General features: G+C 66.0%; 20 protein-coding genes and 3 pseudogenes. 14 read left to right on the top strand and 9 right to left on the bottom strand.

The genetic code is table 11. From position 1 onward, the window contains the following. The first annotated feature begins 119 nt into the window (after positions 1-119). The gene (locus tag HWX03_RS34110) at positions 120-698 is read left to right on the top strand and encodes a TetR/AcrR family transcriptional regulator (protein WP_175874314.1); all 579 of its coding nucleotides are present in this window, start codon (positions 120-122) and stop codon (positions 696-698) included. A gap of 153 nt (positions 699-851) precedes the next feature. Beyond that, positions 852-1727, top strand: coding sequence for an SDR family NAD(P)-dependent oxidoreductase (locus HWX03_RS34105; RefSeq protein ID WP_175874313.1), 876 nt, complete (start codon positions 852-854; stop codon positions 1725-1727). A 139-nt stretch (positions 1728-1866) separates the two neighbouring features. Here the strand turns inward: HWX03_RS34105 and HWX03_RS34100 are convergent, their stop codons facing one another. Further along, entirely contained in the window at positions 1867-2697 is an 831-nt protein-coding gene (locus tag HWX03_RS34100) for an IclR family transcriptional regulator (protein WP_174429361.1), read from the bottom strand. A gap of 113 nt (positions 2698-2810) precedes the next feature. On the opposite strand from HWX03_RS34100, the gene HWX03_RS34095 reads away from it, so the two are divergent. Then, complete coding sequence (locus tag HWX03_RS34095; protein WP_175874312.1) at positions 2811-5159, top strand: cytochrome P450/oxidoreductase; 2349 nt, start codon at positions 2811-2813, stop codon at positions 5157-5159. A gap of 66 nt (positions 5160-5225) precedes the next feature. Beyond that, complete coding sequence (locus HWX03_RS34090; protein WP_175823537.1) at positions 5226-6560, top strand: MFS transporter; 1335 nt, start codon at positions 5226-5228, stop codon at positions 6558-6560. A 226-nt stretch (positions 6561-6786) separates the two neighbouring features. Here the strand turns inward: HWX03_RS34090 and HWX03_RS34085 are convergent. Next, positions 6787-7356 (bottom strand): annotated as a pseudogene (locus tag HWX03_RS34085) (IclR family transcriptional regulator); the annotation flags it as partial. A 127-nt stretch (positions 7357-7483) separates the two neighbouring features. Continuing rightward, on the bottom strand, positions 7484-8224 hold the full coding sequence (locus HWX03_RS34080; RefSeq protein ID WP_244132846.1) for a substrate binding domain-containing protein: 741 nt from the start codon (positions 8222-8224) through the stop codon (positions 7484-7486). A 10-nt stretch (positions 8225-8234) separates the two neighbouring features. Between HWX03_RS34080 and HWX03_RS34075 the strand changes: the two genes are divergently transcribed. From HWX03_RS34075 to HWX03_RS34065, 3 genes are all read left to right on the top strand, one after another. Continuing rightward, positions 8235-8723: a hypothetical protein gene (locus HWX03_RS34075; protein ID WP_279612263.1), complete on the top strand. Its 489-nt coding sequence runs from the start codon at positions 8235-8237 to the stop codon at positions 8721-8723. 170 nt (positions 8724-8893) lie between these two features. Next, positions 8894-9730 (top strand): alpha/beta hydrolase, encoded by an 837-nt coding sequence (locus tag HWX03_RS34070; RefSeq protein ID WP_175874311.1) that lies wholly within the window; start codon positions 8894-8896, stop codon positions 9728-9730. A gap of 76 nt (positions 9731-9806) precedes the next feature. Continuing rightward, positions 9807-10196, top strand: a complete 390-nt coding sequence (locus HWX03_RS34065) for a limonene-1,2-epoxide hydrolase family protein (RefSeq protein ID WP_175874310.1) — start codon at positions 9807-9809, stop codon at positions 10194-10196. 36 nt (positions 10197-10232) lie between these two features. Here the strand turns inward: HWX03_RS34065 and HWX03_RS34060 are convergent. Continuing rightward, positions 10233-10589, bottom strand: a pseudogene (locus HWX03_RS34060) (DUF3331 domain-containing protein); the annotation flags it as partial. Positions 10590-11234: 645 nt separating this feature from the next. On the opposite strand from HWX03_RS34060, the gene HWX03_RS34055 reads away from it, so the two are divergent. Continuing rightward, a complete protein-coding gene (locus HWX03_RS34055; protein ID WP_175874309.1) occupies positions 11235-12425 on the top strand; it encodes a M20 aminoacylase family protein in 1191 nt (396 codons plus the stop codon). A 61-nt stretch (positions 12426-12486) separates the two neighbouring features. Further along, positions 12487-13818 (top strand): MFS transporter, encoded by a 1332-nt coding sequence (locus tag HWX03_RS34050; RefSeq protein WP_175874308.1) that lies wholly within the window; start codon positions 12487-12489, stop codon positions 13816-13818. Between the two features lie 43 nt (positions 13819-13861). Here HWX03_RS34050 and HWX03_RS34045 read toward each other — a convergent pair whose 3' ends face one another. Next, positions 13862-14782 carry a LysR family transcriptional regulator gene (locus HWX03_RS34045; RefSeq protein ID WP_175874307.1) on the bottom strand — a complete coding sequence of 307 codons (921 nt, stop codon included), beginning with the start codon at positions 14780-14782 and terminating at the stop codon, positions 13862-13864. Between the two features lie 136 nt (positions 14783-14918). On the opposite strand from HWX03_RS34045, the gene HWX03_RS34040 reads away from it, so the two are divergent. Continuing rightward, positions 14919-15692 (top strand): transporter substrate-binding domain-containing protein, encoded by a 774-nt coding sequence (locus tag HWX03_RS34040; RefSeq protein ID WP_175874306.1) that lies wholly within the window; start codon positions 14919-14921, stop codon positions 15690-15692. A 63-nt stretch (positions 15693-15755) separates the two neighbouring features. Continuing rightward, positions 15756-16871, top strand: coding sequence for a succinylglutamate desuccinylase/aspartoacylase family protein (locus HWX03_RS34035; protein WP_175874305.1), 1116 nt, complete (start codon positions 15756-15758; stop codon positions 16869-16871). A gap of 232 nt (positions 16872-17103) precedes the next feature. Here the strand turns inward: HWX03_RS34035 and HWX03_RS34030 are convergent, their stop codons facing one another. Then, positions 17104-17892 carry an IclR family transcriptional regulator gene (locus HWX03_RS34030; protein WP_174385707.1) on the bottom strand — a complete coding sequence of 263 codons (789 nt, stop codon included), beginning with the start codon at positions 17890-17892 and terminating at the stop codon, positions 17104-17106. Positions 17893-18119: 227 nt separating this feature from the next. Between HWX03_RS34030 and pcaF the strand changes: the two genes are divergently transcribed. Further along, complete coding sequence (gene pcaF, locus HWX03_RS34025; protein WP_175874304.1) at positions 18120-19322, top strand: 3-oxoadipyl-CoA thiolase; 1203 nt, start codon at positions 18120-18122, stop codon at positions 19320-19322. Positions 19323-19421: 99 nt separating this feature from the next. On the opposite strand, the gene HWX03_RS34020 is transcribed toward pcaF, so the two are convergent. The 3 genes and pseudogenes from HWX03_RS34020 to HWX03_RS34010 form a co-directional block, all read right to left on the bottom strand. Beyond that, positions 19422-19949 (bottom strand): DUF523 domain-containing protein, encoded by a 528-nt coding sequence (locus tag HWX03_RS34020; protein ID WP_175874303.1) that lies wholly within the window; start codon positions 19947-19949, stop codon positions 19422-19424. Positions 19950-20023: 74 nt separating this feature from the next. Then, positions 20024-20584, bottom strand: coding sequence for a GNAT family N-acetyltransferase (locus HWX03_RS34015; protein ID WP_175874302.1), 561 nt, complete (start codon positions 20582-20584; stop codon positions 20024-20026). Positions 20585-20667: 83 nt separating this feature from the next. Further along, a pseudogene (locus HWX03_RS34010) lies at positions 20668-20799 on the bottom strand (SAM-dependent methyltransferase); the annotation flags it as partial. A gap of 311 nt (positions 20800-21110) precedes the next feature. On the opposite strand from HWX03_RS34010, the gene HWX03_RS34005 reads away from it, so the two are divergent. Both HWX03_RS34005 and HWX03_RS34000 read left to right on the top strand, forming a co-directional pair. Then, positions 21111-22655: a PAS domain-containing methyl-accepting chemotaxis protein gene (locus HWX03_RS34005; protein WP_175874301.1), complete on the top strand. Its 1545-nt coding sequence runs from the start codon at positions 21111-21113 to the stop codon at positions 22653-22655. 411 nt (positions 22656-23066) lie between these two features. After that, entirely contained in the window at positions 23067-24611 is a 1545-nt protein-coding gene (locus tag HWX03_RS34000) for a PAS domain-containing methyl-accepting chemotaxis protein (protein ID WP_175874300.1), read from the top strand. Positions 24612-24664: the final 53 nt, after the last annotated feature.

The raw sequence follows: 24664 nt of genomic DNA, 5'->3' as shown, positions 1-24664 counted from the left end.
AAAACGCAATAGTGCACCGTTTTGATGGATTGCGTATGCGTTCGCCGGATGTAACAGGGCTTGCATGCCTCCTCTTCGCTCGATTATGATTGAGCACTCACTCATTAAAGGAGTCGAACGTGGCCCGACCGCGCAGTCCCGACAAGCACGAAGCCATCCTTGCCGCGGCCGCACGCGCGCTCGCCGAGGACGGTGCGACCGCGACGACCTCGCGCATCGCGAGGCTCGCCGGCGTGGCGGAAGGCACGGTGTTCACGTACTTCGAGACCAAGGATGCGTTGCTGAACGCGCTGTACCTGAGTCTGAAGGCCGAGCTGCGCGAGGCGATGATGACCGGGTTTCCGGAACATGCGCCGGCCGAGCAGGCCGTGCGGCATGCGTGGAACGGCTATGTATCGTGGGGCGTCGCGAATCCGGACGGCCGGCGCGCGCTGCAGCAGCTTGGCGTGAGCGGGCGCATCGACGACGCGCATCGCGCGGCCGGCGCCGAAGGCTTCGGCGGGATCGGCACGCTGCTGCACGAACAGGTCGCCGCGTCGGGCGCGCTGGACCGCGACGAAGCGCATGCGTTCTGCGCGGCGTTGTTTACGTCGATCGCGGAAACCGCGATGGAGTCGATCGCACGCGATCCGGCGCGGGCCGATGCATACCGGGAAGCGGGGTTTCGCGCGTTGTGGGCCGTGTTGCACGCGGTGTGAGTGAAGGATTGCCGTTGTGGCGGCGCATGCCGCGACGACGGGCAGGGCGTGTCAGGCAGGGCGATGCAGGTCACGAAGGATCGATCCATCGCCCAAATTAATGAGTGAGTAATCATTCATTTTCATCGTTTCACCACGATCAAGGAGTGGAAAATGTCGAAAGTCTGGTTGGTAACGGGGGCCGCACGCGGCCTGGGTCGCGCGATTTCGGAAGCGGTGCTGGCAGCGGGCGACCGGCTGGTGGCCGGGGTGCGCGATCCGGCGCGACTGGCCGATCTGGCCGAACGGTATGGCGACCGGCTGCTGCCGGTCGAGCTCGAAGTCACCGACGAAGCGGCGGCCGCGCAAGCCGTCGCGGCGGCACGCGCCGCGTTCGGTCGCATCGACGTGCTGGTGAACAACGCGGGCTACGGCCATACGGCGCCGTTCGAGCAGATGGGCGCCGACGCTTTCCGCGACCAGATCGAAACGAACCTGTTCGGCGTGATCAATCTGACGCGCGCGGTGCTGCCGACGATGCGCACGCAGCGCGCGGGGCACATCTTCCAGGTGTCGTCGGTCGGCGGGCGGACGTCGACGCCGGGGTTGTCCGCGTATCAGGCCGCGAAGTGGGCGGTCGGCGGATTCAGCGATGTGCTCGCGAAGGAAGTCGCGCCGTTCGGCGTGCGCGTGTGCACGCTCGAACCGGGCGGGATGCGCACCGAATGGGCCGCGCAGGCGAAGCGCGACGTCGACGATCTGCTGCCCGACTATCAGCCGTCGGTCGGCAAGATCCTCGACCTGCTCGGCGCGTATGGCGGCCAGGAGATCGGCGATCCCGCGCGGATCGCGGCACTGATCGTCGACCTGTCGCGCCGCGACGACGTGCCGATGCGCCTGCTGCTCGGCGGCGATGCGCTGTTCGTCTGCGAGCAGGCGGAACGGCAGCGGGCGGAAGAGGCGGCGCGGTGGCGGGACGCCACGCTGTCCACGCAGTTTCCGGACGCGAAGCTGCCGGCCGGGCTGGACGCGCTGAAGGCGGTCGAGTAACGGCGGCCGTCGTCGCGGGCGGCGCGTCCCATGCCGTTCAGTCGTTCGACTGAACGGCATCAGTTCTCGCGTCACTGCGCAATTCGCCGCGCATGTATCGCAGACAGGAAGCCGGTGTCTGCGTCGACACGCGGACGTACTACCGGCCGTCGGGAGCGGCCCTGTACCCGAGCTCGCCGCTGATCAGCCCGGCCTCGTGGCGCAGCGCCGTCGCGACCGGCCCGTCGATCGACGCGTCGAAGCCGCCGGTCGCGCCCAGCGCGGTGATCGCCGCGCACATATGTCCGTTCGCATCGAATAGCGGCGCCGACACGGCGCTGATGCCCTTCAGGTTCGTGTCGCAGACGGTCGCGAGGCCGGACGCGCGGATCTCGCGCTGCAATGTGCCAACCGGATCGCGTCGATCGAGCTGGGCGCGCAACTCGGCCGGCGCCGACGCGAGCTCGTCTTCCGCAAGCTGTCGCACACGGGGCTCGTCGAGCAGCGCGAGGAACAGCCGCCCGGTTGCGGACCATAGCAACGACATCACCGAGCCGGCGCGAACGTTGACCGTGACCGGCAGGCCGGGCTCTTCGAAGCGCATGATCGTCGGCCCGCGGTTGCCCATGATCGCGACGAAGCACGTGACCTCCAGACGCTCGCGCACGCGCACGAGCGACGGTTCGGCGAGCCGTATCGGGTCGGCCATCCGGATCGCCGCGAGCCCGATCGAGATGCACTGGGGCCCGAGCACGTACTGCTGGGTGGCGCGCTCCTGCGTGACGAACGATTCCTCCATCAGGCTCGCCAGATAGCGGTGAACCTTCGCGGGATTCTCGTCGAGCCGCGCCGCGAGCGCGGTCAGCGTAGCGCGGCCGCCGCACGCGGCGAGTTCCTTCAGCACGAGCAGGCCGGTCGAGGCGGACTGGACGCGTTGCCGGCGGTCGCGCTCGGGCGGCGCGGTCTTCTTCGTTCTGGCGATTTTTTCCATAAGCCGGATTCTAGCCGGACGACCGACGGCGCCCGGCCACCAAGGTTTACCCCAGTCGTTTGATTACGCATTGCGTATTAGATTTACGCAAAATCATAGCACGGGAGTGAATCATGTCCGTCACGGAGCGCCACGCGTCATCGTCGAAGTGTCCGTTTCATCCTGCGCCGGCCGCCGCGACCGCGCCGAACGGCTGTCCGGTCAGCGCCGCCGCAGCCGCGTTCGATCCGTTCGACGACGGCTACCAGCAGGATCCGCCCGAGTACGTGCGCTGGGCACGCGAGCAGGAGCCCGTGTTCTACAGCCCCCAACTCGGCTACTGGGTCGTCACGCGCTACGACGACATCAAGGCGATCTTTCGCGACAACCTCACGTTCAGCCCGTCGATCGCATTGGAGAAGATCACGCCCACCGGCCCCGAGGCGAACGCGGTGCTCGCGTCGTACGGCTTTGCGCTGAACCGCACGCTCGTCAACGAGGACGAGCCCGCGCACATGCCGCGCCGCCGCGCGCTGCTCGACCCGTTCACGCCTGACGCGCTGAAGCATCACGAACCGATGGTGCGCCGGCTCGCACGCGAATACGTGGACCGCTTCATCGACGACGGTCGAGCGGATCTGGTCGACCAGATGCTGTGGGAAGTGCCGCTCACCGTCGCGCTGCACTTTCTCGGCGTGCCCGAAGAGGACATGGACACGCTGCGCGAATACTCGATCGCGCACACGATCAACACGTGGGGCCGCCCGAAACCGGAGGAGCAGGTCGCGGTTGCGCATGCGGTCGGCAAGTTCTGGCAGTTCGCGGGCAAGGTGCTCGACAAGATGCGCGAGCATCCGTCCGGGCCCGGCTGGATGCAGTACGGGATCCGCAAGCAGAAGGAACTGCCGGACGTGATCACCGATTCGTATCTGCATTCGATGATGATGGCGGGCATCGTCGCCGCGCACGAGACGACCGCGAACGCGACGGCCAACGCGATGAAGTTGCTGCTGCAGCATCCCGACGCGTGGCGCGACATCTGCGAGGATCCGTCGCTGATCCCGAACGCGGTCGAGGAGTGCCTGCGCCACAACGGCTCGGTCGCCGCATGGCGACGGCTCGCGACGAAGGACGTGACGATCGGCGGCATCGACATTCCGGCGGGCTCGAAGCTGCTGATCGTCACGTCGTCCGCGAATCACGACGAAGCGCGCTTCGCGGACGCCGACTTGTTCGACATCCGCCGCGAGAACGCGAATGATCAGCTGACGTTCGGCTATGGGTCGCATCAGTGCATGGGCAAGAATCTCGCACGCATGGAGATGCAGGTCTTCCTCGACGAGTTCACGCGCCGTCTGCCGCACATGAAGCTTGCCGAGCAGCGCTTCACGTATGTGCCGAACACGTCGTTCCGCGGCCCCGAACATCTGTACGTCGAATGGGATCCGGCGCTGAATCCCGAGCGCCGCGACCCGTCGGTGCTGCGCCCGCGCGCGGCGGTGCGCATCGGCGAGCCGTCGTCGCACGCGGTGAGCCGCGCGGTCACGGTCGAACGCGTGTCGATGTGCGCGGATCGCATCGCCCACATCCGGCTCGTGTCCGCCGACGGCCGCCCGCTGCCGCGCTGGACGCCGGGCTCGCATATCGACGTGATCTGCGGCGATACCGGCATCACGCGCCAGTACTCGCTGTGCGGCGACCCGGCCGAGCGCGACGCGTATGAGATCGCGGTATTGCACGAAGCACAGAGCCGCGGCGGATCGGCGTGGGTGCATGCGAATCTGCGCGCCGGCGATGGGCTGAAGATCCGCGGCGTGCGCAATCATTTCCGCTTCGCAGCCGACACCCACAAGGCAATCTTCGTCGCGGGCGGCATCGGCATTACGCCGATCAGTGCGATGGCGCGCGAAGCGAAGGCGCGCGGCATCGATTACGCCATCCACTACAGCGGCTCGCGACGCGCGTCGATGGCGATGCTGGACACGCTCGCCGCGCTGCATGGGGAGCGTCTGCACGTGTACGTGTCGGAAGAAGGCTCGCGTAACGACTTTCGTGCGCTGTTCGCGCAGCCGGCCGACGACACGCACATCTACGCGTGCGGCCCCGCGCGGATGCTCGATGCGCTCGAAGCGAGCTGCGCGCACTGGCCGCGCGATGCGCTGCGGGTCGAGCATTTCGTGTCGACGAAGGCGGCGCTCGATCCGTCGAAGGAGCGGCCGTTCGAAGTCGAACTGAAGGATTCGGGCATCACGCTGACGGTCTCGGCGAACCAGACCGTGCTCGACGCGTTGCAGCACGCGAACATCGACGTGCAGAGCGACTGCCGCGAAGGGCTGTGCGGATCGTGCGAAGTCCGCGTGCTGGCCGGTCGAGTCGATCATCGCGACAGCGTGCTCACGCGCGCGGAGCGCGACGCGCACGACCGCATGATGACCTGCTGTTCGCGCGCGTGCGGCGGCGAGCGGCTCGTTCTCGAACTCTGAATGCGCGGTGGCGCCGCCGCGCCGCTCGCCCCCCATAAACCACAAAAAAGACCGGAGACATGCGCGATGAAAAAGCGTGCCAACCTGATGTTCGCCTGCACTGTCGGCACCACGCTCGAGTGGTACGACTTCTTCGCGTTCGCCGCGTGTGCGGTGCTCGTGTTCGACAAGCAGTTCTTCGTCGTCGGCAATCCGCTCGCGGCCACGCTGCTCGCGCTCGCGACGTTCGCGGTCGGCTTCGTCGCGCGGCCGCTCGGCGGCATCGTGTTCGGGATGATCGGCGACCGCATCGGCCGCCGCAAGACGCTCGTCGTCAGTCTGCTGATGATGGGCATCAGCACGTTCTGCGTCGGCCTGCTGCCGACCTATGCGTCGATCGGTATCGCGGCGCCGCTGCTGCTCGTGCTGCTGCGGATCGTGCAGGGGATCGCGGTCGGCGGCGAAGCGACCGGGGCGATCCTGATGATCGCCGAATCGATGCCCGCCGCGCAGCGCGGCTTCTGGACCAGCTTCACGATGTTCGCCGGTCCGCTCGCGAATGTGCTGACCGCGTTCGTGATCGGGCTGGTGCAGCGGTTCTACGGCGATACCGCGTTCGTCGACTGGGCGTGGCGGATCCCGTTCTTCGTGTCCGCGCTGCTCGTGATCGTCGGCTTCTGGACGCGCCGGCGCGTCGAGGAATCGGCGGCATTCGCCGAGCTGGCCGCCGCGCATCGGACGGTCGAGCGCGCGTCGCTGCGCGAAACGTGTGCGGGCAACTGGCGGCAGATGGCGCGTGCGTTCTTCGTGAAGGCCGCGGAAAACACGTTCCTGTATCTGTTCTCGACGTTCGCACTCGGACTCGCGACCGGCTATCTGCACTTCAGCCGGCCGCAGGCGCTGTCCGCGCTGATGTGGGCGTCGGCGATCGAGGTCGTCGTCATCCTGATTGCCGCGCACGTGTCGGACCGGGTCGGACGGCGCCCGGTGCTGATCGCCGGCTTGCTCGGCGCGGCGGTCGCCGGTTGTTCGTTGTTCACGTTGTCGCCGGGCAGCGATTATGCGCATCTGCAACTCGCGTTGATCGCGTGCCTGGCCTGCCACGGCATCATTCTCGGACCGATGGCCGCGTACATGGCCGAACTGTTTCCGACGCGTGTGCGCTTTACCGCACTGTCGACCAGCTATCAGCTCGCATCGGTGCTCGGCGGATCGATCGCCCCGATCGTCGGCACGCTGCTCGTCAGCTACACGGGCTCGGCGATCTTCGTCGCGGGTTACGCGATGCTGATGGCGCTTCCCGCGTTCGTCGCGGTGATCGCGTCGCGCGAATCGCGCGGTGAGGACATCGACTCACAGTCGATGTCCGCCGGCCATGCGGTTGTGCGGACGAACGACCGGCCGCGCTCGACGCATGCGTAAGGAATGCTGCCCGCGTCATGCGAGCGAAGAAGCGGGTTGCGTGCGTGCCGGCCCGACCGGTCCGTACTCACCCGGATTAAAAACGCTTACCACGGTGAAAAATTCCGCATAGGAAGCCACGCCGTTCGGCGTGCGCGCGTGCACGTTCGTGGCGTTGGGCGAACGTGTCCGCCGTCAGGCGACGAACGGCTCGCCGACCTGAACCCTGCCTGTGTCGAAGCGGCGATCAGGTGCCGTAGACGTTCTCGCAGAGCGCGACACTCGCCCCCAGCTTCCGGGATAGATCGGCCGCCGCATCCAGTTGCGGTCGATCGAGTTCGCCCGACTCGTGCGCGACGCTGAGGCGAGACGCATGACCTGAAAGCGTCAGCGCCGCCATGAACTTGTCGCCGGCGCAGAAGATCGGCACCGCGAACGCTGCCGTGTGCACGTCGCGCGCACCGGCGGTGAAGAGGGGCAGTGCCGGCGGCTTGTCATAGATCGGTTCGCCGAGTCCCCAGAAACGGATCACCTGGCTGATGGCCGTGTCATCGAGCGGCAGCATCGTTCCCGCGAGCCGCGTTTCACGCAGCCCTTCGGACGGCTCGGCCCGAAACAGGCGAAGCCGCTGCCCGTTGTCGTGCACGTAGTACGATGCGCTTTCTTTCGTCAGCGCGGCCAGCGCGTGTAGCGCCGGTTCAACCACCGTGGACAGATGGAAGGACTGCTCGTACAGCTTGCCGAGGTACAGCACGCGATGTCCGAGCGAATAGTTGCCGGATTGAGCGCGTACGACATAACCCATTCGCTCCAGCGAATGCGTTCCTGCCGGCGAACCCTATTTCGCTGGCGTAGTGCCAGCTGGATTCCCGCGCCGTCGTCGGTCGCGCACCGAGCAGTTTTGTCCGGTCGACGAGTCTGCTTCGATCAGATGCCGCTGCTCGTCAATGGTCTGCCGCATACGAAGCAAACACCTTTTTCAGGTATGCCAAGAATACTTTGACGTTCGGGCTACTACGGCGACTCTCCGGCCAAAGCGCAGTGATAGTGGAGCGCGGTTCGACGAACTCGGTGAGGACCGGCACGAGTTCCCCGCGCCGAACGTACGATGCAGCGACATACGTCGGTGAAATTCCCACGCCTCCACCAGCCGCCATGACAGCCGCCACCGCATCGCTGGTATCGACAACGATGCCCGCATCCGGCATGAGGCTGAGCGGCCCTTCGCTCGTGGCAAAGGTCCAGCGAAAAACTTGTCCCGAACTTTGAAAACGAAAATTCACGCAATCATGATCCACGAGGTCGTCAGGATGTCTGGGAACACCGCGTTTGGCGAGGTAGTCCGGAGACGCATAGGCGCCGATGTAGTGAGGCGAAAGCGCTCGCGAGACCAAACGAGAGCCCGCGAGATCCCCCACGCGAACAGCCACATCGATACCTTCACCGACGAGGTCGACGAAATGATCACCCAGGCGCAGGTCGATCGACAGCTTTGGAAAGCGCTCGCGAAACGCGGGTAGGGCGGGCGCGATGAGATGAACCCCGATGGGGAGCGGCGCGGTCACTTTCAGGATGCCCGCAGGCTCGGATCGCGCCGAGGCAGCAGCCTGTTCGATCGCCTCCATTTCCGACAGCAGGCGCAGCGTGCGTTCATGCAGGTCGCGCCCCTCCTGAGTCAGCGTCAATGGCGGATCGATTCCGAATCGGCTCCGGCTTCTCATCGAGGCGACCCGGGCTGTCGCGGATGTAGTCGGTCCCGGCCGTACCAGCGTTCGCCTGTCTCCCAACGGCGAAACCCAGGGCGTGCGTGACAGCGATCCCTTGCCGTTGTTTATCGCGGCCGCCGAGGCGCTATCTACAGTAGGGATCGGGTTCCTGGAACTGCGCGAGCCTCCGCTGAACGGCAGTTTCGGCGTTGGCTACCTCGATCCACTCGCCGCGAAAATTCGGCCGGCTTTCAAAGGGCCGCTGGTGCTCAACTCGGATTTCGACGCAACTCGAGCTCAGGCAGAACTCGATGCAGGCGTTGGCGACGCTGTTACGTTCGGGCGCCCGTTCATCTCCAATCCGGACTTCCCTCGGCGTCTGGCTGAAGCGATTCCTCTCGCGTCGGACGACCCGGCAACATGGTTCACGCAAGACGCGGAGGGTTACATCGATTACCCGTTCGCGCCGTCGACGTAACCATGCCTTCCTGAAGCGGGCTCGAGATCAGACGGCGCCCGCGGACGTTCTTTTCGCCTGCCAGCCGCATTCCGGCGACAACCACTCGACCACTCGAGATCGCCTTGGCCGCGACGACTGCTTCCGCAGCAAAAGTTACTTCCCTGCAACCGTACGAAAGGAACACGATCATGTCATTCATTACAACGCGAGACGGCGTAGACATTTTCTACAAAGACTGGGGACCCAAGGACGCTCAGCCGATCGTGTTCCATCACGGCTGGCCGCTCTCCGCGGATGACTGGGATGCCCAAATGCTCTTCTTCCTGTCGAACGGGTATCGCGTCATTGCCCACGACCGGCGCGGACACGGGCGCTCGTCGCAGGTCGCTGAAGGTCACGACATGGATCATTACGCAGCGGATGCGTTTGCTCTCGTCGAGACGCTGGACCTCAGGAATGCAGTGCATATCGGCCATTCCACCGGCGGGGGCGAAGTGGCTCGCTATGTTGCAAGGCACGGCGAGCCGGCGGGGCGTGTCGCAAAGGTAATTCTCGTGAGCGCCGTGACGCCGCTGATGCTGAAGACGCAATCGAATCCCGAAGGCCTGCCGCTGGATGTCTTCGACGGGCTACGCAAGGGGCTCGCTGAAAATCGCGCACAGTTCTTCGTAGACGTGCCCGCGGGCCCGTTCTACGGGTTCAACCGTCCGGACGCGATCGTTCATCAGGGCGTGATTCAGAACTGGTGGCGCCAAGGAATGATGGGTAGCGCGCAAGCCCACTACGAGGGTATCAAGGCGTTTTCGGAAACAGACCAGACCGAAGATCTCCAGTTGATCGGCGTGCCGACGCTGGTTCTTCACGGCGAAGATGACCAGATCGTCCCATACAAAGACGCGGCGCTCAAGGCAATCAAACTGTTGAAGAACAGCAAGCTGAAAACCTTCCCGGGCTTCTCCCATGGGATGTTGACCGTCAACGCAGGTGTCTTGAACGCGGAACTGCTGGCATTCGTTCAAGGCTAGGACTGGCGGTACATGGAGCACCTGCTTGTGCTTCATGTACCGCGCCTGCTTGTCACCCCTATCCGACGGAGCCGAGATGACTACCGATGTTTTGGCCGTGGCGTTTCGATTCTTTTCGCTTTGGACTGAGAACCGCATCGACGACGCACTGTCGATGCTTTCTGACGAGGTCCTCTACGATAACGTTCCGTTCCCTGACATCGTTGGACGGGACAATGTTCGCAAATTCCACAGCGACTTCGGGATCGGTACGACGTTCAAGGTCGACTGGACGGTGACCCATATCGCCGCAGTGGGAAACGTTGTCCTCAATGAGCGGATCGACGTCTTTCAACACGAATCAGGAGGAAAAATCACGCTTCCCGTGATGGGTACCCTCACCATCGTCGATGATCGAATCACGGTTTGGCGAGACTACTTTGATCCCGCGGACTTCGATCGGCAGTTGAGCGCAATCAAGAAGTAGTCTTGCACCGCAGCCGCGGATCATGCAATCCATTGCCGAAGCGAGGATCATCTCGGCGCTATTCCCCGGCCGTTTCGAGCCACGCCACTGCGGCTTGTAGACATCGTCGCCAAATTGTACAAGTTCGCCACTCAGTGCACAGCGCCCCTTAGACCGTGATTTCGCGTTGACCCAACGCTGCTCATCATAGCGACAGCGTGTCGAGTCGCTCCACGAGACGAGGACCGTCGTCGCATTCAGTCGCTCGACGGCGACGATGGCCTCGGCGACTTCGCCAATACCGCTTGCCGGGACGCCGGTTCTGTTCGGCTCGCGCGCTGTGACCACATTGCCGCACCTCTGCTCCGGTACACGGGTTCCACCGTCGAGAATGGCAGCAAGCTCCGCGATCATCTGTTCCCAAGGACTGAAGTCGTTCATACCCTGCATCTTCGAAAATGGTGTGAGAGATGCATCCCCTCAACTAGCGGCCGGGATATTGCCGCCACCCGCAGACGGCGCATCGAACAAGCCTCGTCGCAACATTTCAACAATGTGTGGTTTCCACCATATTCATCGGTCAAAGCAGAGCGCAGGTATTCAGATTTTCAGTGATGCGGGAGGTATCCAACCCGGTAGATTGGCGCATAACAGGTATTGTTTTCGATTAAGGACGTTAACGACAGCGTGGAGGATACGACGTCTATTTTTGCTTGAAAATTGGAGTGGGACTCCGATGTGTAATTCCACGATGGAACAAGTCGTGGGTGACCGCTCGCATGTTTGCACAAGGTCTCTGATGAGAGGGATACAGAATGGCCCACGCCAACCCCATCGGCAGCCCGCCGGAAAATTACGCGCGCCACGGGCGGGTACCCAATCAAATCGAAAGCTACCAGCCGGACCAGCGCATCCGTACTAACCCTGATTAAAAACACTTATCACGGTGAAAAATTCCGCATCTTATTGAGCGGATATCGGCTCGCTATAGTGGCTCGCTTTCCCGCACGCCATCGCTCGCGTGCGGCCGATACGCAGACGAACGGCAGGAGCCCCTTGATGACCACCGCTACCCGCTTCACCGAAGTCGAGGATCTGATGCCCGCCGCCGGCGGGCTGCGCGAGATCCGTCACCACATCCATCACCATCCCGAACTCGCGTACGAAGAGCACGACACGGCCGCGCTCGTCGCGGACAAGCTCGAGCAATGGGGCTGGCAGGTGACGCGCGGGGTCGGCAAGACGGGCGTCGTCGGCACGCTGCGGGTGGGCGACGGCGCGCGCAGCATCGGCATTCGCGCCGACATGGATGCGCTGCCGATCGTCGAGGCGACCGGCCTGCCGTATGCGAGCGGTACGCACGGCAAGATGCACGCATGCGGCCACGACGGCCACACGACGATGCTGCTCGGCGCCGCGCAGCATCTCGCGAAGACACGCAACTTCTCGGGCACCGTGCACCTGTATTTCCAGCCGGCGGAAGAGCACGGCGTCGACAGCGGCGCGAAGAAGATGATCGACGACGGCCTGTTCGAGCGCTTCCCGTGCGACGCCGTGTTCGGCATGCACAACCATCCGGGCGCGGCGCCCGGCGTGTTCCTCACGCGGCGCGGCCCGTTCATGTCGGCGGGCGACAAGGCGATCATCACGATCGAGGGCGTCGGCGGCCACGCGGCGCGGCCACACCTGACGGTCGATCCGGTCGTCGTCGCGGCGAGCATCGTGATGGCGCTGCAGACGATCGTCGCGCGCAACGTCGACCCGTCGCAGCCGGCGGTCGTCACGGTCGGCTCGATGCACGCGGGCACCGCGAACAACGTGATTCCGAACGGCGCGCGCCTCGAACTCAGCGTGCGTTCGTTCAGCCCGGACGTGCGCGCGCTGCTCAAGCGCCGCATCACCGAGCTGGCCGAAACGCAGGCCGCGAGCTACGGCGCGACCGCGAACGTCGAGTACATCGAGGGCTATCCGGTCGTCGTCAATACGGATACCGAAACGGATTTCGCCGCGCAGGTCGCACGCGAACTCGTCGGCGATGCGCACGTGGTCGAGCAGACCGACCTGCTGATGGGCAGCGAGGATTTCGCGTTCATGCTGCAGCAGCGGCCGGGCTCGTTCGTGCGGCTCGGCAACGGCGAAGGCGAGGACGGCTGCATGGTGCACAACCCGAAATACGACTTCAACGATCGCAACCTGCCGATCGGTGCGGCGTTCTGGACGCGCCTCGTGGAGCGTTACCTGGGGCAGTGAGCGCGGCGGCGGGGCGACCGGCGGCCGGCGCTTCCGACCGCATTGAGAGGACACACGAACCATGCAGAAAGACCATCTCGCGCTGCACGCTGCATCGACGGGCACCGCCGAAGCTGGCGCGCCCGGTGCACCGGCGGTCACGCGGCGCGGCGCGATCGCCGCGGCCGTGATCGGCAACTGGCTGGAATTCTTCGATTTCACCGTGTACGGCTTCTTCGCGGTGCTGATCGGCAAGCTGTTCTTCCCGTCGAGCGACCCGACCACGTCGCTGCTGCTGTCGGTCGCGACGTTCGCCGCCGGCTTCTTCACGCGGCCGCTCGGCAGCGTCGTGCTCGGCGTCTACGCGGACCGCAAGGGGCGCAAGGCCGCGCTGAACCTGACGATCATGCTGATGGCGCTCGGCACCGGCCTGATCGCGATCGCGCCGACCTATGCGCAGGCCGGCGTGGCCGCGCCGCTGCTCGTCGTATTCGCGCGGTTGCTGCAGGGCTTCTCGCAGGGCGGCGAATTCGGCGCGGCGACGTCGACGCTGCTCGAACAGGGCGGCACGTCGCGCCGCGGTTTCCGCGCGAGCTGGCAGCTCGCGACGCAGGGCGGCGCCGCGCTGATGGGCTCGGGCTTCGCGGCGCTGCTGTCGAACACGATGACGAAGGACGCGCTGGAAAGCTGGGGCTGGCGGCTGCCGTTCCTCGTCGGCGTGCTGATCGCGCCGGTCGGCATGTACCTGCGCCGCCGGCTCGCGGACGACGCGCCCGGTGACCGCCATCACGGCATCGAGCGCGGCGTGCTGCACGCGCTGTTCTCGAAGCACACGCGCACGGTGCTGCTGCTGATGCTCACGGTGATGGGCGGCACGGTGTCGACCTACATCCTGACGTTCTATATGCCGACCTACGCGATCCACACGCTCGGCTTGCCGATGAAGCTGTCGATGTTCGTCGGCGTCGCGTCGGGCTGCGTGATGCTGGTCACGTGCCCGCTGTTCGGCTGGCTGTCGGACAGGCTCGGTAGCCGCCGCCTGCCGATCTTCGTCGGCCGCGGCGTGCTGGTCGTGCTGCTGCTCCCGGCGTTCTGGCTGATGAACCATCATCCGACGCTGTCGGTGATCCTGCCGCTGACCGCGCTGATGCTGCTGTTCTATTCGCTCGGCTCGGCATCGGAAATGGCGCTGATGTGCGAGTCGCTGCCGCGCCACGTGCGTGCGACGGGCATCTCGATCGCGTATGCGCTCGCGGTGACGATCTTCGGCGGCACCGCGCAACTGATCGCGACCTGGCTTGTGAAGACGACCGGCAGCAAGCTCGCGCCGGCCGGCTACGTGGCCGCGTGCGTGGTGCTGTCGCTGATCGCGGTCGCGATGTTGCGCGAGACGGCGCGGGAATCGCTGGACTGACGCGCGCGATGCGCGAGGCGGGCGGCGGCGCGGCCCCATGCGCTTACCGCCCGCGCACCACCCTCAGATACGACGCGAGCATCGTCGCGAGTTCCTGCGCGGCCGGCGTCAGCGGCACGGCCGCGCGCTGCAGGAGGCAGACGTCCTGCGCTTCGGCCTGCTCGCGCACCGGCACCTTCGCGAGCGCGCCGGCGAACGGCCCGTGCCGCGTGATCGCCTCGGTTTCGAGCGCGAGGGAATCGGTCTGCGTGACGATCTGCAGCGTCTCGAACATCCCTTCGACGGTTGCGAGAATCTTTGGCGGCGGCTGGCCGTGCGCGTCGAAGTACGCGAGCAGCCGGTTGACGACCGGGTCGGCGCTCAGGTTCGGCGAGCGCGTGGACACCCATGCATGATCGGCCAGCTCGGCGAGCGATTGCGCATGCATCGCCGGATGCCCGTTGCGGCAGACGACCACCGGCGCCGACGTGCGCAGCGGCGTGACCGCGAGATCGGTCGTGTCGGTCTGCTTCGCGACCAGCGCGATCGCGAAATCGACTGCGCGCTCGCGAAGCCAGCCGATCATCATCCGCGACGTGCCGGTTCGCAGGTGCACGTCCACCTTGTCGAAGCGCGCGCGGAACGCGGTCAGCACGGGCGCGAACGCGTCGATCAGCGGCTCGGTCACGAGGCCGAGCGTGACGGTGCCTTCGTAGGCGCCGCTCAACTGACGGATTTCCCGCTCGACCTGCTCGCATTCGCCGAGGATCGAACCGGAACGCGCGAGCAGCCGCTGGCCGACGGCGGTCGGCACGATCCCGCGATTGGTGCGCGTGAACAGCGTCGCGCCGAGCGTCGCCTCGAGGCCCTGCAGTTGCTGCGTGACGCCGCTTTGTGCGAGATCGAGCGCGCGGGCGGCCGCGCGCAGGCTGCCGTGCTCGACGACGGCCTGGAAGATGCGGAGCTGGGACAGCGTGAACGCCATGGCAAGCAGCGAGGCCGGTGATCGGAAATACCGATCATGATAAGTCAGCCGATGGTTCCGGCGGCAGTCCGCGGCGCCTACGATCGCAGGCAGTCCGGCTCATGCCGTTTGTCCCGCTTCCTGCCCATCGTCGACCATGAAACGCTTCCTCGTCCCGCTCGTTTCCCTGTGCATTGGCCTGGCGGCCACATCCGCGTTTGCGCTCGACGCGCACGTGGTGCGGCTCGGCATCGACCCGACCTATCCGCCGATGGATGCGAAGGCGCCCGACGGCAGCCTGAAGGGCTTCGACGTCGATCTCGGCAACGAGATCTGCCGCCGCGCGCAGTTGCGCTGCCAGTGGGTCGAGCTTGAATTCTCCGGGATGATCCCCGCGTTGCAGGCGCGCAAGATCGACGCGATCCTGTCGTCGATGGCGATCACCGCGAAGCGCGAGAAGCAGATCCTGTTCTCGTCGAAGCTGTTCCGCTTCAAGTCGCGTCTCGTCGCGCGGCCCGGCAGCGGGCTCGACGGCACGGCGGCGTCGCTGGCCGGCAAGCGCGTCGGCGTGCAGTCGGGCACGCAGTTCGAATCGTGGGCGCTCGCGCACTGGGCGCCGGCCGGCGTCGGCGTGGTGCCGTACAAGAGCCAGGACGACGTGTTCGCCGATCTCGTGAACGGCCGCCTCGACGCGGCGCTGCTCGGCACCGTGGAAGCCGACTACGGGTTCCTGCGCCAGCCGCGCGGCAAGGGTTTCGCGTTCGTCGGCGCGCCGCTCGACATGGGCGATCGCGGCGTCGGCATCGGCATGCGGCAGTCGGATACCGCGCTGAAGGCGTCGATCGACGGCGCGATCGCGTCGATGCTGAAGGACGGCACGTACGACCGGATCGCGAAGCAGTATTTCGATTTCAACCCGTACGGCGACTGAGCGCCGGGCCGGCCGATTCCGCAGATTCCTCCGATTCCCCGTTTCATCCGTTCGAGATCATCGATGCAGATTCGCACCACGCCGCTCCTGTCGCCGTCGATCGGCACGCAGCGCACGCTGACGAGCTTTCATTTCGGGCCGGCCGACAGCGGCCGCAAGATCTACCTGCAGGCCGCGCTGCACGCGGACGAGACGCCCGCGATGCTCGCGGCGGTCGTGCTGAAGCAGCGCCTCGCGCAGTTCGACGCCGCAGGCCGGCTCGCGGCCGAGATCGTGCTCGTGCCGGTGTCGAATCCGGTCGGCCTCAATCATCATCTGCTCGGGCAGTTCATCGGCCGTTTCGACCTCGCGAGCGGCCGCAACTTCAATCGCGGCTTCCTGCCGCTCGCGGAGATCGCCGCGCGTGCGCGCGATCGGCTGGGCGACGACGGCGCACGCAATCGCGCGATCGTGCGCGAATGCGTCGGCGCGGCGCTCGACGACATCGCGCCGCGCACCGAATTCGATGCGCTGCAGCTTGCGCTGCTGAAGCTGTCGCACGACGCCGATGTGGTGATCGACCTGCATTGTTCGCTCGAAGCGGTGATGCACGTGTATACGAGCGATACCGCGTGGCCGGAGGTCGAGCCGCTCGCGCGTTATCTCGGGGCGGAGGTGTCGCTGCTCGCCGAGGATTCCGGCGGCCATGCGTTCGACGATGCGCATCATCTGCTGTGGTCGCAGTTGCGCGCGCATTTGCCGGACGGCACGCCGATGGCGGCCGGCACCGTGGCCGTGACGGTCGAGTGTCGCGGCCAGCGCGACGTGACGTACGAATACGCGCAACGCGACGCCGACGCGCTGGTCGACTATCTCGTGTGGTGCGGCGCGGTGCGCGGCGAGCGTGCGCCGCTGCCGCCGCTGGCCGCGCCGGCCACGCCGCTCGCGGGCAGCGAGCAGTTTTACGCACCGGTGAGCGGGATCCTCGTGCACCGCGCGGCGATCGGTGCGACGATCCGAGCGGGCGATCCGCTGTTCGACATCGTCGATCCGCTGACGGATGCGGTCACGACGATTGCGAGCGCGACCGATGGCGTGTTCTACATGCGCCGCGCGATCCGTTTCGTGACGGCCGGCGTGCCGCTCGGCCGCGTGACGGGCACGGTGCCGGTGCGAAAGGGGATGCTGCTGGGCGCGTGAGCGGCGCCGGGCGCGCACGCTGTCCGAGATGCGCCGTGCAATTTCGTTCTCGTCAAATTGACCGGGCGTTGCCGCGCCCCTAAATTGGGTGATGCGGAGCGCGCTCCGTGTTCCGTGAGAAGGACGTTGCAAGCAGAGTCAGAGAGTTGAGCGGGCGGCGCATGCCGCCCGTCTTTTTATCCGCGCTACCCGCGAATGGCCGTCGCGCTTATCCCGCGAGCGAAGTAACCGCTCACCCGCGCCGCGCCACCAGTTCCGAAACCGTCTGCGCGGCCTGCTGCAGCGGCCCGAGAAACTCCTTCACCATCTGCTTCGCGGTATGCCGCTGCGCGTTGCCGCTGATGTTCATCGCGGCGATGATCTGCCCGCGCCGGTTGCGGATCGGCGCGGACAGCGACATCAGCCCCACTTCGAGTTCCTGGTCGACCACGGCCCAGCCCTGCTGGCGCGCCTGCGCGATCGCCGCCTTCAGCTCGCCGAGGTCGGTGATCGTGCGCGGCGTATGCGCACGGATGCCGCTCTGCGCGAGCGTGTCGTCGAGCGCCGCGTCGTCGAGCGCGGACAGCAGCACGCGGCCCATCGACGTGCAGTACGCGGGCAGCCGGCTGCCGATCGACAGGTTGATCGTCATGATCTTCCGGGTCGGCACGCGCAGCACGTAGACGATCTCGGTGCGGTCGAGCACCGCGGCCGAGCAGCTTTCGTGGATCTGCGCGGACAGTTGCTCCATCACCGGATCGGCGAGATTCCAGAACGGCATCGATGTGAGATACGCGAAGCCGAGCTCGAGGATCTTCGGCGTGAGCCGGAACAGCCGGCCGTCGGCCTCTACGTAGCCGAGCGTCTGCAGCGTGAGCAGGATCCGGCGCGCGCCCGCGCGCGTGAGGCCGGTGGCCGACGCGACCTCGGTGAGCGTCTGCTCCGGGCGTGCCGCGTCGAACGCGCGGATCACCGCGAGGCCGCGTGCGAACGACTGCACATAGGAGTCGCCGGGTTTCGTCTGAATATCGTCGGTTGTCATGAGCGCCTGGAATGTCGTGCAGCCGAGAAGATAGCGTATGGGGCCCGACACGCCAACCACCCGGCGGGCCGTGCCCTTGACAGGTCGTCCCTGCACTCCCTATGATGCGTTGAACGTTCGATACACGATCTTATGTTCGTATATAGAACATTTAAGCGCATCCCGGCGGGCAATGCAAGGGGCGCGCCCTGTTCATTTCCCTGCCTTTCACGGGACCGGAGACACTGATGACCGAAGCTTTTCTGTGTGATGCGATCCGTACGCCGATCGGGCGTTACGGCGGTGCACTGTCCGGCGTGCGCGCCGACGATCTGGGCGCGGTGCCGCTCAAGGCGCTCGTCGAGCGCAACCGCGACGTCGACTGGACGGCGATCGACGACGTGATCTACGGCTGCGCGAACCAGGCCGGCGAAGACAACCGCAACGTCGCGCGCATGTCCGCGCTGCTCGCCGGTTTGCCGGAAGGCGTGCCGGGTTCGACGATCAATCGCCTGTGCGGTTCCGGGATGGACGCGGTCGGCGTGGCCGCGCGCGCGATCAAGTCGGGCGAAGCCGCGCTGATGGTCGCGGGCGGCGTCGAGAGCATGACGCGCGCGCCGTTCGTGATGGGCAAGGCCGCGAGCGCGTTCGCGCGCCAGGCCGACATCTACGACACGACGATCGGCTGGCGCTTCGTCAATCCGTTGATGAAACAGCTGCACGGTGTCGATTCGATGCCGGAAACCGCCGAGAACGTCGCGGTCGACTACCACATCAGCCGCGCCGACCAGGATCTGTTCGCGCTGCGCAGCCAGCAGAAGGCCGCGCGGGCGCAGCAGGACGGCACGCTGGCCGAAGAAATCGTGTCGGTCACGATTGCGCAGAAGAAAGGCGATCCGGTGGTCGTGTCGCGCGACGAGCATCCGCGCGAAACGTCGCTCGAGACGCTCGCGAAGCTGAAGGGCGTCGTGCGCCCGGACGGCTCGGTGACGGCCGGCAACGCGTCGGGCGTGAACGACGGCGCCGCCGCGCTGCTGCTCGCGAACGAAGCAACCGCGAAGCGCTTCGGCCTGACGCCGCGCGCCCGCGTGCTCGGGATCGCGACGGCCGGCGTCGCGCCGCGCGTGATGGGCATCGGCCCCGCGCCGGCCACGCAGAAGCTGCTCGCGCGGCTCGGGATGACGATCGACCAGTTCGACGTGATCGAGCTGAACGAGGCGTTCGCGTCTCAGGGCCTCGCGGTGCTGCGCATGCTCGGCGTCGCCGACGACGATCCGCGCGTGAACCCGAACGGCGGCGCGATCGCGCTCGGCCACCCGCTCGGCGCATCGGGTGCGCGCCTCGTGACGACCGCGATGTACCAGTTGCATCGCACGAACGGCCGTTTTGCGCTGTGCACGATGTGCATCGGCGTCGGTCAGGGCATCGCGATCGCGATCGAACGCGTCTGAGCGGCGTGATGCGGTGAAGCGGCGGATACGCGCCGCTTTGCCGCTACGCTGTGTCCGCCGCGATGGGCGGCACGAGGTGTCTCGTGCTGCCCATCGTCGTTAACCGGCCTGCGACAGTTGCCTGAGGCGCGCGTCGAGCGCGTCGATCTCGGTATCCGCGAACACCTCGATGCCATGCTCGCGCAGCAGCGCCGCGGTGACACCGGCGCCCGCGTGCCGCCGGCTTTCGAAACTTCCGTCGTAAATGAATGTGCTGCCGCACGACGGGCTGCCGTCGGCGAGGATCGCGAAGCGGCAGTCGTGTGCCTGCGCGAGGGCCAGCGCGGTTTGCGCGCCGGCAACGAACGGCGCCGTCACGTCAGCGCCGTTCACGTCGACGATGCGTGCGTGCCCCGCCAGAACCTGCTGCCCCGATGCGCCACCGGCGATCTCGGCAGGCGGGCGCGGCACGCTGAAGCCGCCCGCGAGTTCCGGGCAGACCGCCACGAGACGCCCTTCGCGCTGCCACCGTTCGAGTGCCTCGTGCGCGGCGGTTTTCGCCGAGCCGTTGTAACGGACCGGATGGCCGACCACGCACATGCTGACGAGGATCTTCGGCGTGGCGGGCGGTGGCGGGTCATTGTTCAATGTCGCGCTCCGTGACGGCTGATGGCCGCTGTGGCAGAGCGGAAAATTCTACGCTTCATCCGCGTGCCAGGCCGTCAGGCCGTCGGCCCTTCCAGGTGAATGTCCTCGGGTTCCAGCGCGTAAAGCTCGGGATCGGGCGCTGTGCTGACCGTGAAGCCGAGCCGCAGGTAGAAGTCGATCGTGCGCTGCGACGGTGTGGCCGACACGTACAGGCGCTCGGCGCCCATCGCGCGCGCCTGCGCGCGGGCCGCGTGGTAGAGCTGTTCGCCGAGCCCGCAGCCGCGCCAGTCGTGGCTCACGTGCAGGAACTTCAGTTGCAGCATGTCGCGCTGCGGGCCGAGCGGCCGGCTGTCGACGATCGCTGCCGCGACGAGCCGCGCACCGTCGAACCTGCCGAGAAACCAGCCGCCGCGGTCGTGGCAGTCGAGCAGGATCGGCGTGTAGTGATCGGCTTCGCCGTCGGGCCAGCCGGCCACGTCGTAGAACTCGGGCACGAGATGCAGCGCACCGTCGCGCAGCACGTACAGGTGTTCGATGATTTCGCGCCGGTCGATGGTCCACACGAGCGGTACGTCATCGCGGGCAAGCGGGCGGGCCGACAGCGCGTCGCGGTCGGCGGCGGTGCGGCGCGTCATGCGGCCACCCGGTGCGCGGCGATTGCGTACGTCAACGGCAGGCGCGGCATGCCTTCGGGCGGCGCCATCCGGCGGCCGTCCGGTTCGCGTTGTTCCCGAAACCGCGTGGTGCTGCCATTACGGAAAAACGCGGCCTGATCGCCTTGATGGCGGTCATGCGCGACCGTCGCCGTATTCCGGGACAGCCGATTCAGTTCATGCAATGCCTTTTTCATCGAATTTGAATTCAGGTGGAATGGATCAGGATAGGCCAATCGTTTCGCCGCACGCAACGGCTGCGGGCATTGTCGATGCCGTGCGGCGTTTCGTGACAGGCAGATAAACGCGCGCAGTGATTATCGCCGGATTATTTGATCGAAATCATGGTAATGGCCAAGTTGCCTATTTCATGCGCAACGGAATTAAGGTTTTCCGGTGAATTGCCGACAGTAAGGACGAGAGTGTCGTAAAGCGATCAACCGTTTTTCGGCTACTGAGCGCAATTTCAGCGCGGCGCGGACGACAGATCCGCCTTTCGGAGCCTTGCATGCGCAACAACCAGCCCGTTACCCAACAGGAATTCGATTTTCCCGACGACGTCACGCTGATGTCGACGACCGATGCCGACAGCATCATCACCTACGCGAACACGACGTTCGCGCAGGTGAGCGGCTTCTCGAACGAGGAGCTCGTCGGCCAGCCGCACAACGTGGTGCGTCATCCGGACATGCCGAAGGAAGCGTTCGCCGACATGTGGGCGACGCTGCGGCGCGGCGAGCCGTGGACCGCGCTCGTGAAGAACCGCCGCAAGAACGGCGATCACTACTGGGTGCGCGCGAATGCGATTCCGGTGATGCGCAACGGCGCGCCGCAAGGCTACATGTCGGTGCGCACGAAGGCGCCGCACGACGAGAGCCAGGCCGCGGACGCGCTGTATCGCGCGTTTCGCGAAGGCAAGGCCGGCCAGCGCCGGTTCCACAAAGGGCTCGTCATCCGCACCGGGCTGCTGCGGATCGCATCGCTGTCGCAGACGATGTCGGTGCGTGCGCGCGTTCATTCGGCACTGTGCGTGCTGGCGCCGGCGGTCGTCGGCGCGGGTTGGGCCTGCGGGCTGGCCGGCGGCGGGCTCGCGGCGTTTGCCGGCGTGACGGTCGGCGTGGCGGCCGCGGCCGGCTGGTGGCTCGACGCACAGATCGTGCAACCGCTGAAGCGGCTGCATGAACAGGCGCTGAACGTCGCGACCGGCGAGAGCCGGCGCGGCGTGCGGATGAATCGCGTCGACGAGATCGGCATGACGCTGCGCACGCTCAACCAGCTCGGGCTGATGTTCCGTTGGCTCGTCGACGACGTCAGCGAACAGGTGCACAACGTGCAGCGTGCGAGCAACGAGATCGCGCAGGGCAACAGCGACCTGAGCGCGCGCACCGAACAGGCCGCCTCGAGCGTGCAGCAGACGGCCGCGTCGATGGCGGAAATGACGGCGACCGTATCGAGCAATGCGGAGACGGCGCTGCAGGCGAATCAGCTGTCGGTGTCCGCGAGCGATGCGGCCGAGCGCGGCGGGCAGGCGGTGAGCGAGGTCGTCACGACGATGAGCGAGATCACCGACAGCTCGCGCAGGATTGCCGACATCATCGGCGTGATCGACGGCATCGCGTTCCAGACCAACATCCTCGCGCTGAACGCGGCGGTCGAGGCCGCCCGCGCGGGCGAACAGGGGCGCGGTTTCGCGGTGGTGGCCGGCGAAGTGCGGGCACTCGCGCAGCGCAGCGCGAACGCGGCGAAGGAGATCAAGACGCTGATCGGTGCGAGTGTCGAGCGGGTCGAATCGGGCGCGCGGATCGTCGACGGTGCGGGGAAGACGATGGAGGACATCGTCACGCAGGTGAAGCGCGTGTCGGATCTGATTGCCGAGATCAGCTCGTCGACGGCCGAGCAGAGCACGGGTGTCGAGCAGGTCGACCAGGCGGTCGTGCATCTGGACAACATCACGCAGCAGAACGCGGCGCTCGTCGAACAGAGCACGGCGGCATCGGAAAGCCTGAAGCAGCAGGCGACGCGGCTGGTGGATGCGGTGAACGTGTTCAGGTGATGGTTGCAAGAGTGCGCGACGTGCGGGTTCGATCGATGAATCCGGAATGTCGCGCACAGCGCTTATTCAATTTGGCAGATTCAATCGAATGGCGATAAACGAGAAATATTCGTATTCCATATTTTGTCGTTGCGCGTTAAATCGCACCGAAATCATGGTGCGCAATGATCAGACGAATCGCCGGAAAACCGTTGCCCGGCAAGGCATTTCGTTTTATCCGTGAACAAATTATTCGGCAAAAATACGATGATGCATGTTTAATGAATATTTACCCGAATACGGCATAATGTTTTCGCCGAATTTGCCGAAAGCGCAGGAGCCGACTCACACGCATGCGAATCGATCGCCATGCGCGGGGTCTCGAATCAATCGACGAGCGGACGCAAGATCCGTCACCCGGAGCTCCACACCATGCGCAACAACCAGCCCGTCACGCAACGCGAATTCGAATTTGCCGATGATGCGACGCTGATGTCGACGACCGATGCCGACAGCTATATCACGTACGCGAACGCGGCATTCATCCAGGTCAGCGGCTTTTCGCCCGAGGAGATCGAAGGCCAGCCGCACAACGTGGTGCGGCATCCGGACATGCCGAAGGAGGCGTTCGCCGACATGTGGGCGACGCTCAAGGGCGGCGAGCCGTGGACCGCACTCGTAAAGAATCGCCGCAAGAACGGCGATCACTACTGGGTGCGCGCGAACGCGATTCCGGTGATGCGCAACGGGCAGCCGAAGGGTTACATGTCGGTGCGCACGAAGGCGACGCGCGACGAGATCGCGGCCGCCGAGGCGCTGTATCGCGATTTCCGCGAAGGCAAGGCCGGCAGCCGCCGGTTCCACAAGGGATTGATCATCCGCACGGGCGCGATGCGCGTCGTGTCGCTATTCCAGACGATGTCGGTGCGGGCCCGGCTGGTGTCGACGCTGTGCGTGCTGGCGCCGGCCGTCATCGGCGCGGGCTGGGCGGCCGGGTTGACCGGCGGGGCGCTCGCGGCGTTTGCCGGTGCGGCGGTCGGCGTGACGGCCGCGGCCGGGCTGTGGCTCGACGCGCAGATCGTGCGGCCGCTCCGGCAGCTGCGCGACGAGGCGTTGCGCGTGGCGACCGGCGAGAGCCGCAGCGGCGTGCGAATGAACCGTGTCGACGAGATCGGCATGACGCTGCGCACGATCAACCAGCTCGGGCTGATGTTCCGCTGGCTCGTCGACGACGTCAGCGAACAGGTGCTGAACGTGCAGCGTGCGAGCAACGAGATCGCGCAAGGCAACAGCGACCTGAGCGCGCGCACCGAACAGGCCGCCTCGAGCGTGCAGCAGACGGCCGCGTCGATGGCCGAGATGACGGCGACCGTATCGAGCAATGCGGAGACGGCGCTGCAGGCGAATCAGTTGTCCGTTTCCGCGAGCGAGGCGGCCGGGCGCGGCGGGCAGGCGGTGAACGAAGTCGTCGCGACGATGAACGACATCACCGACAGCTCGCGCAAGATCGCGGACATCATCGGCGTGATCGACGGTATCGCGTTCCAGACCAACATCCTCGCGCTGAATGCGGCCGTCGAGGCGGCGCGCGCGGGCGATCAGGGGCGCGGTTTCGCGGTGGTGGCCGGCGAAGTGCGGGCACTCGCGCAGCGCAGCGCGAACGCGGCGAAGGAGATCAAGACGCTGATCGGTGCGAGTGTCGAGCGGGTCGAGTCGGGCGCGCGGATCGTCGATGGTGCGGGGAAGACGATGGAGGACATCGTCACGCAGGTGAAGCGTGTGTCGGATCTGATCGCGGAGATCAGTTCATCGACGGCCGAGCAGAGCACGGGTGTCGAGCAGGTCGACCAGGCGGTCGTGCATCTGGACAACATCACGCAGCAGAACGCGGCGCTCGTCGAACAGAGCACGGCGGCGTCGGAAAGCCTGAAGCAGCAGGCGACGCGGCTGGTCGAGGCGGTGAACGTGTTTCGTTGAGCGGGGGAGGGAAGATGACGCGGGCGCGACGGAGAGGGACGCCGGCCCGCGTC

This window comes from Burkholderia sp. BCC0397 (genome assembly GCF_902832865.1).
GTDB lineage: Bacteria > Pseudomonadota > Gammaproteobacteria > Burkholderiales > Burkholderiaceae > Burkholderia.
This window is presented reverse-complemented; position numbering and strand designations above follow the sequence as displayed.

Excerpts from the sequence above, each read along its gene's own strand:
- HWX03_RS34100 (WP_174429361.1), bottom strand. The coding sequence starts at position 2,697 with ATGGAAAAAATCGCCAGAACGAAGAAGACCGCGCCGCCCGAGCGCGAC.
- HWX03_RS34005 (WP_175874301.1), top strand. The coding sequence starts at position 21,111 with ATGCGCAACAACCAGCCCGTTACCCAACAGGAATTCGATTTTCCCGAC.
- pcaF (WP_175874304.1), top strand. The coding sequence starts at position 18,120 with ATGACCGAAGCTTTTCTGTGTGATGCGATCCGTACGCCGATCGGGCGT.
- HWX03_RS34070 (WP_175874311.1), top strand. The coding sequence starts at position 8,894 with ATGTCATTCATTACAACGCGAGACGGCGTAGACATTTTCTACAAAGAC.
- HWX03_RS34090 (WP_175823537.1), top strand. The coding sequence starts at position 5,226 with ATGAAAAAGCGTGCCAACCTGATGTTCGCCTGCACTGTCGGCACCACG.
- HWX03_RS34055 (WP_175874309.1), top strand. The coding sequence starts at position 11,235 with ATGACCACCGCTACCCGCTTCACCGAAGTCGAGGATCTGATGCCCGCC.
- HWX03_RS34050 (WP_175874308.1), top strand. The coding sequence starts at position 12,487 with ATGCAGAAAGACCATCTCGCGCTGCACGCTGCATCGACGGGCACCGCC.
- HWX03_RS34095 (WP_175874312.1), top strand. The coding sequence starts at position 2,811 with ATGTCCGTCACGGAGCGCCACGCGTCATCGTCGAAGTGTCCGTTTCAT.
- HWX03_RS34000 (WP_175874300.1), top strand. The coding sequence starts at position 23,067 with ATGCGCAACAACCAGCCCGTCACGCAACGCGAATTCGAATTTGCCGAT.
- HWX03_RS34045 (WP_175874307.1), bottom strand. The coding sequence starts at position 14,782 with ATGGCGTTCACGCTGTCCCAGCTCCGCATCTTCCAGGCCGTCGTCGAG.
- HWX03_RS34030 (WP_174385707.1), bottom strand. The coding sequence starts at position 17,892 with ATGACAACCGACGATATTCAGACGAAACCCGGCGACTCCTATGTGCAG.
- HWX03_RS34105 (WP_175874313.1), top strand. The coding sequence starts at position 852 with ATGTCGAAAGTCTGGTTGGTAACGGGGGCCGCACGCGGCCTGGGTCGC.
- HWX03_RS34035 (WP_175874305.1), top strand. The coding sequence starts at position 15,756 with ATGCAGATTCGCACCACGCCGCTCCTGTCGCCGTCGATCGGCACGCAG.
- HWX03_RS34015 (WP_175874302.1), bottom strand. The coding sequence starts at position 20,584 with ATGACGCGCCGCACCGCCGCCGACCGCGACGCGCTGTCGGCCCGCCCG.
- HWX03_RS34065 (WP_175874310.1), top strand. The coding sequence starts at position 9,807 with ATGACTACCGATGTTTTGGCCGTGGCGTTTCGATTCTTTTCGCTTTGG.
- HWX03_RS34040 (WP_175874306.1), top strand. The coding sequence starts at position 14,919 with ATGAAACGCTTCCTCGTCCCGCTCGTTTCCCTGTGCATTGGCCTGGCG.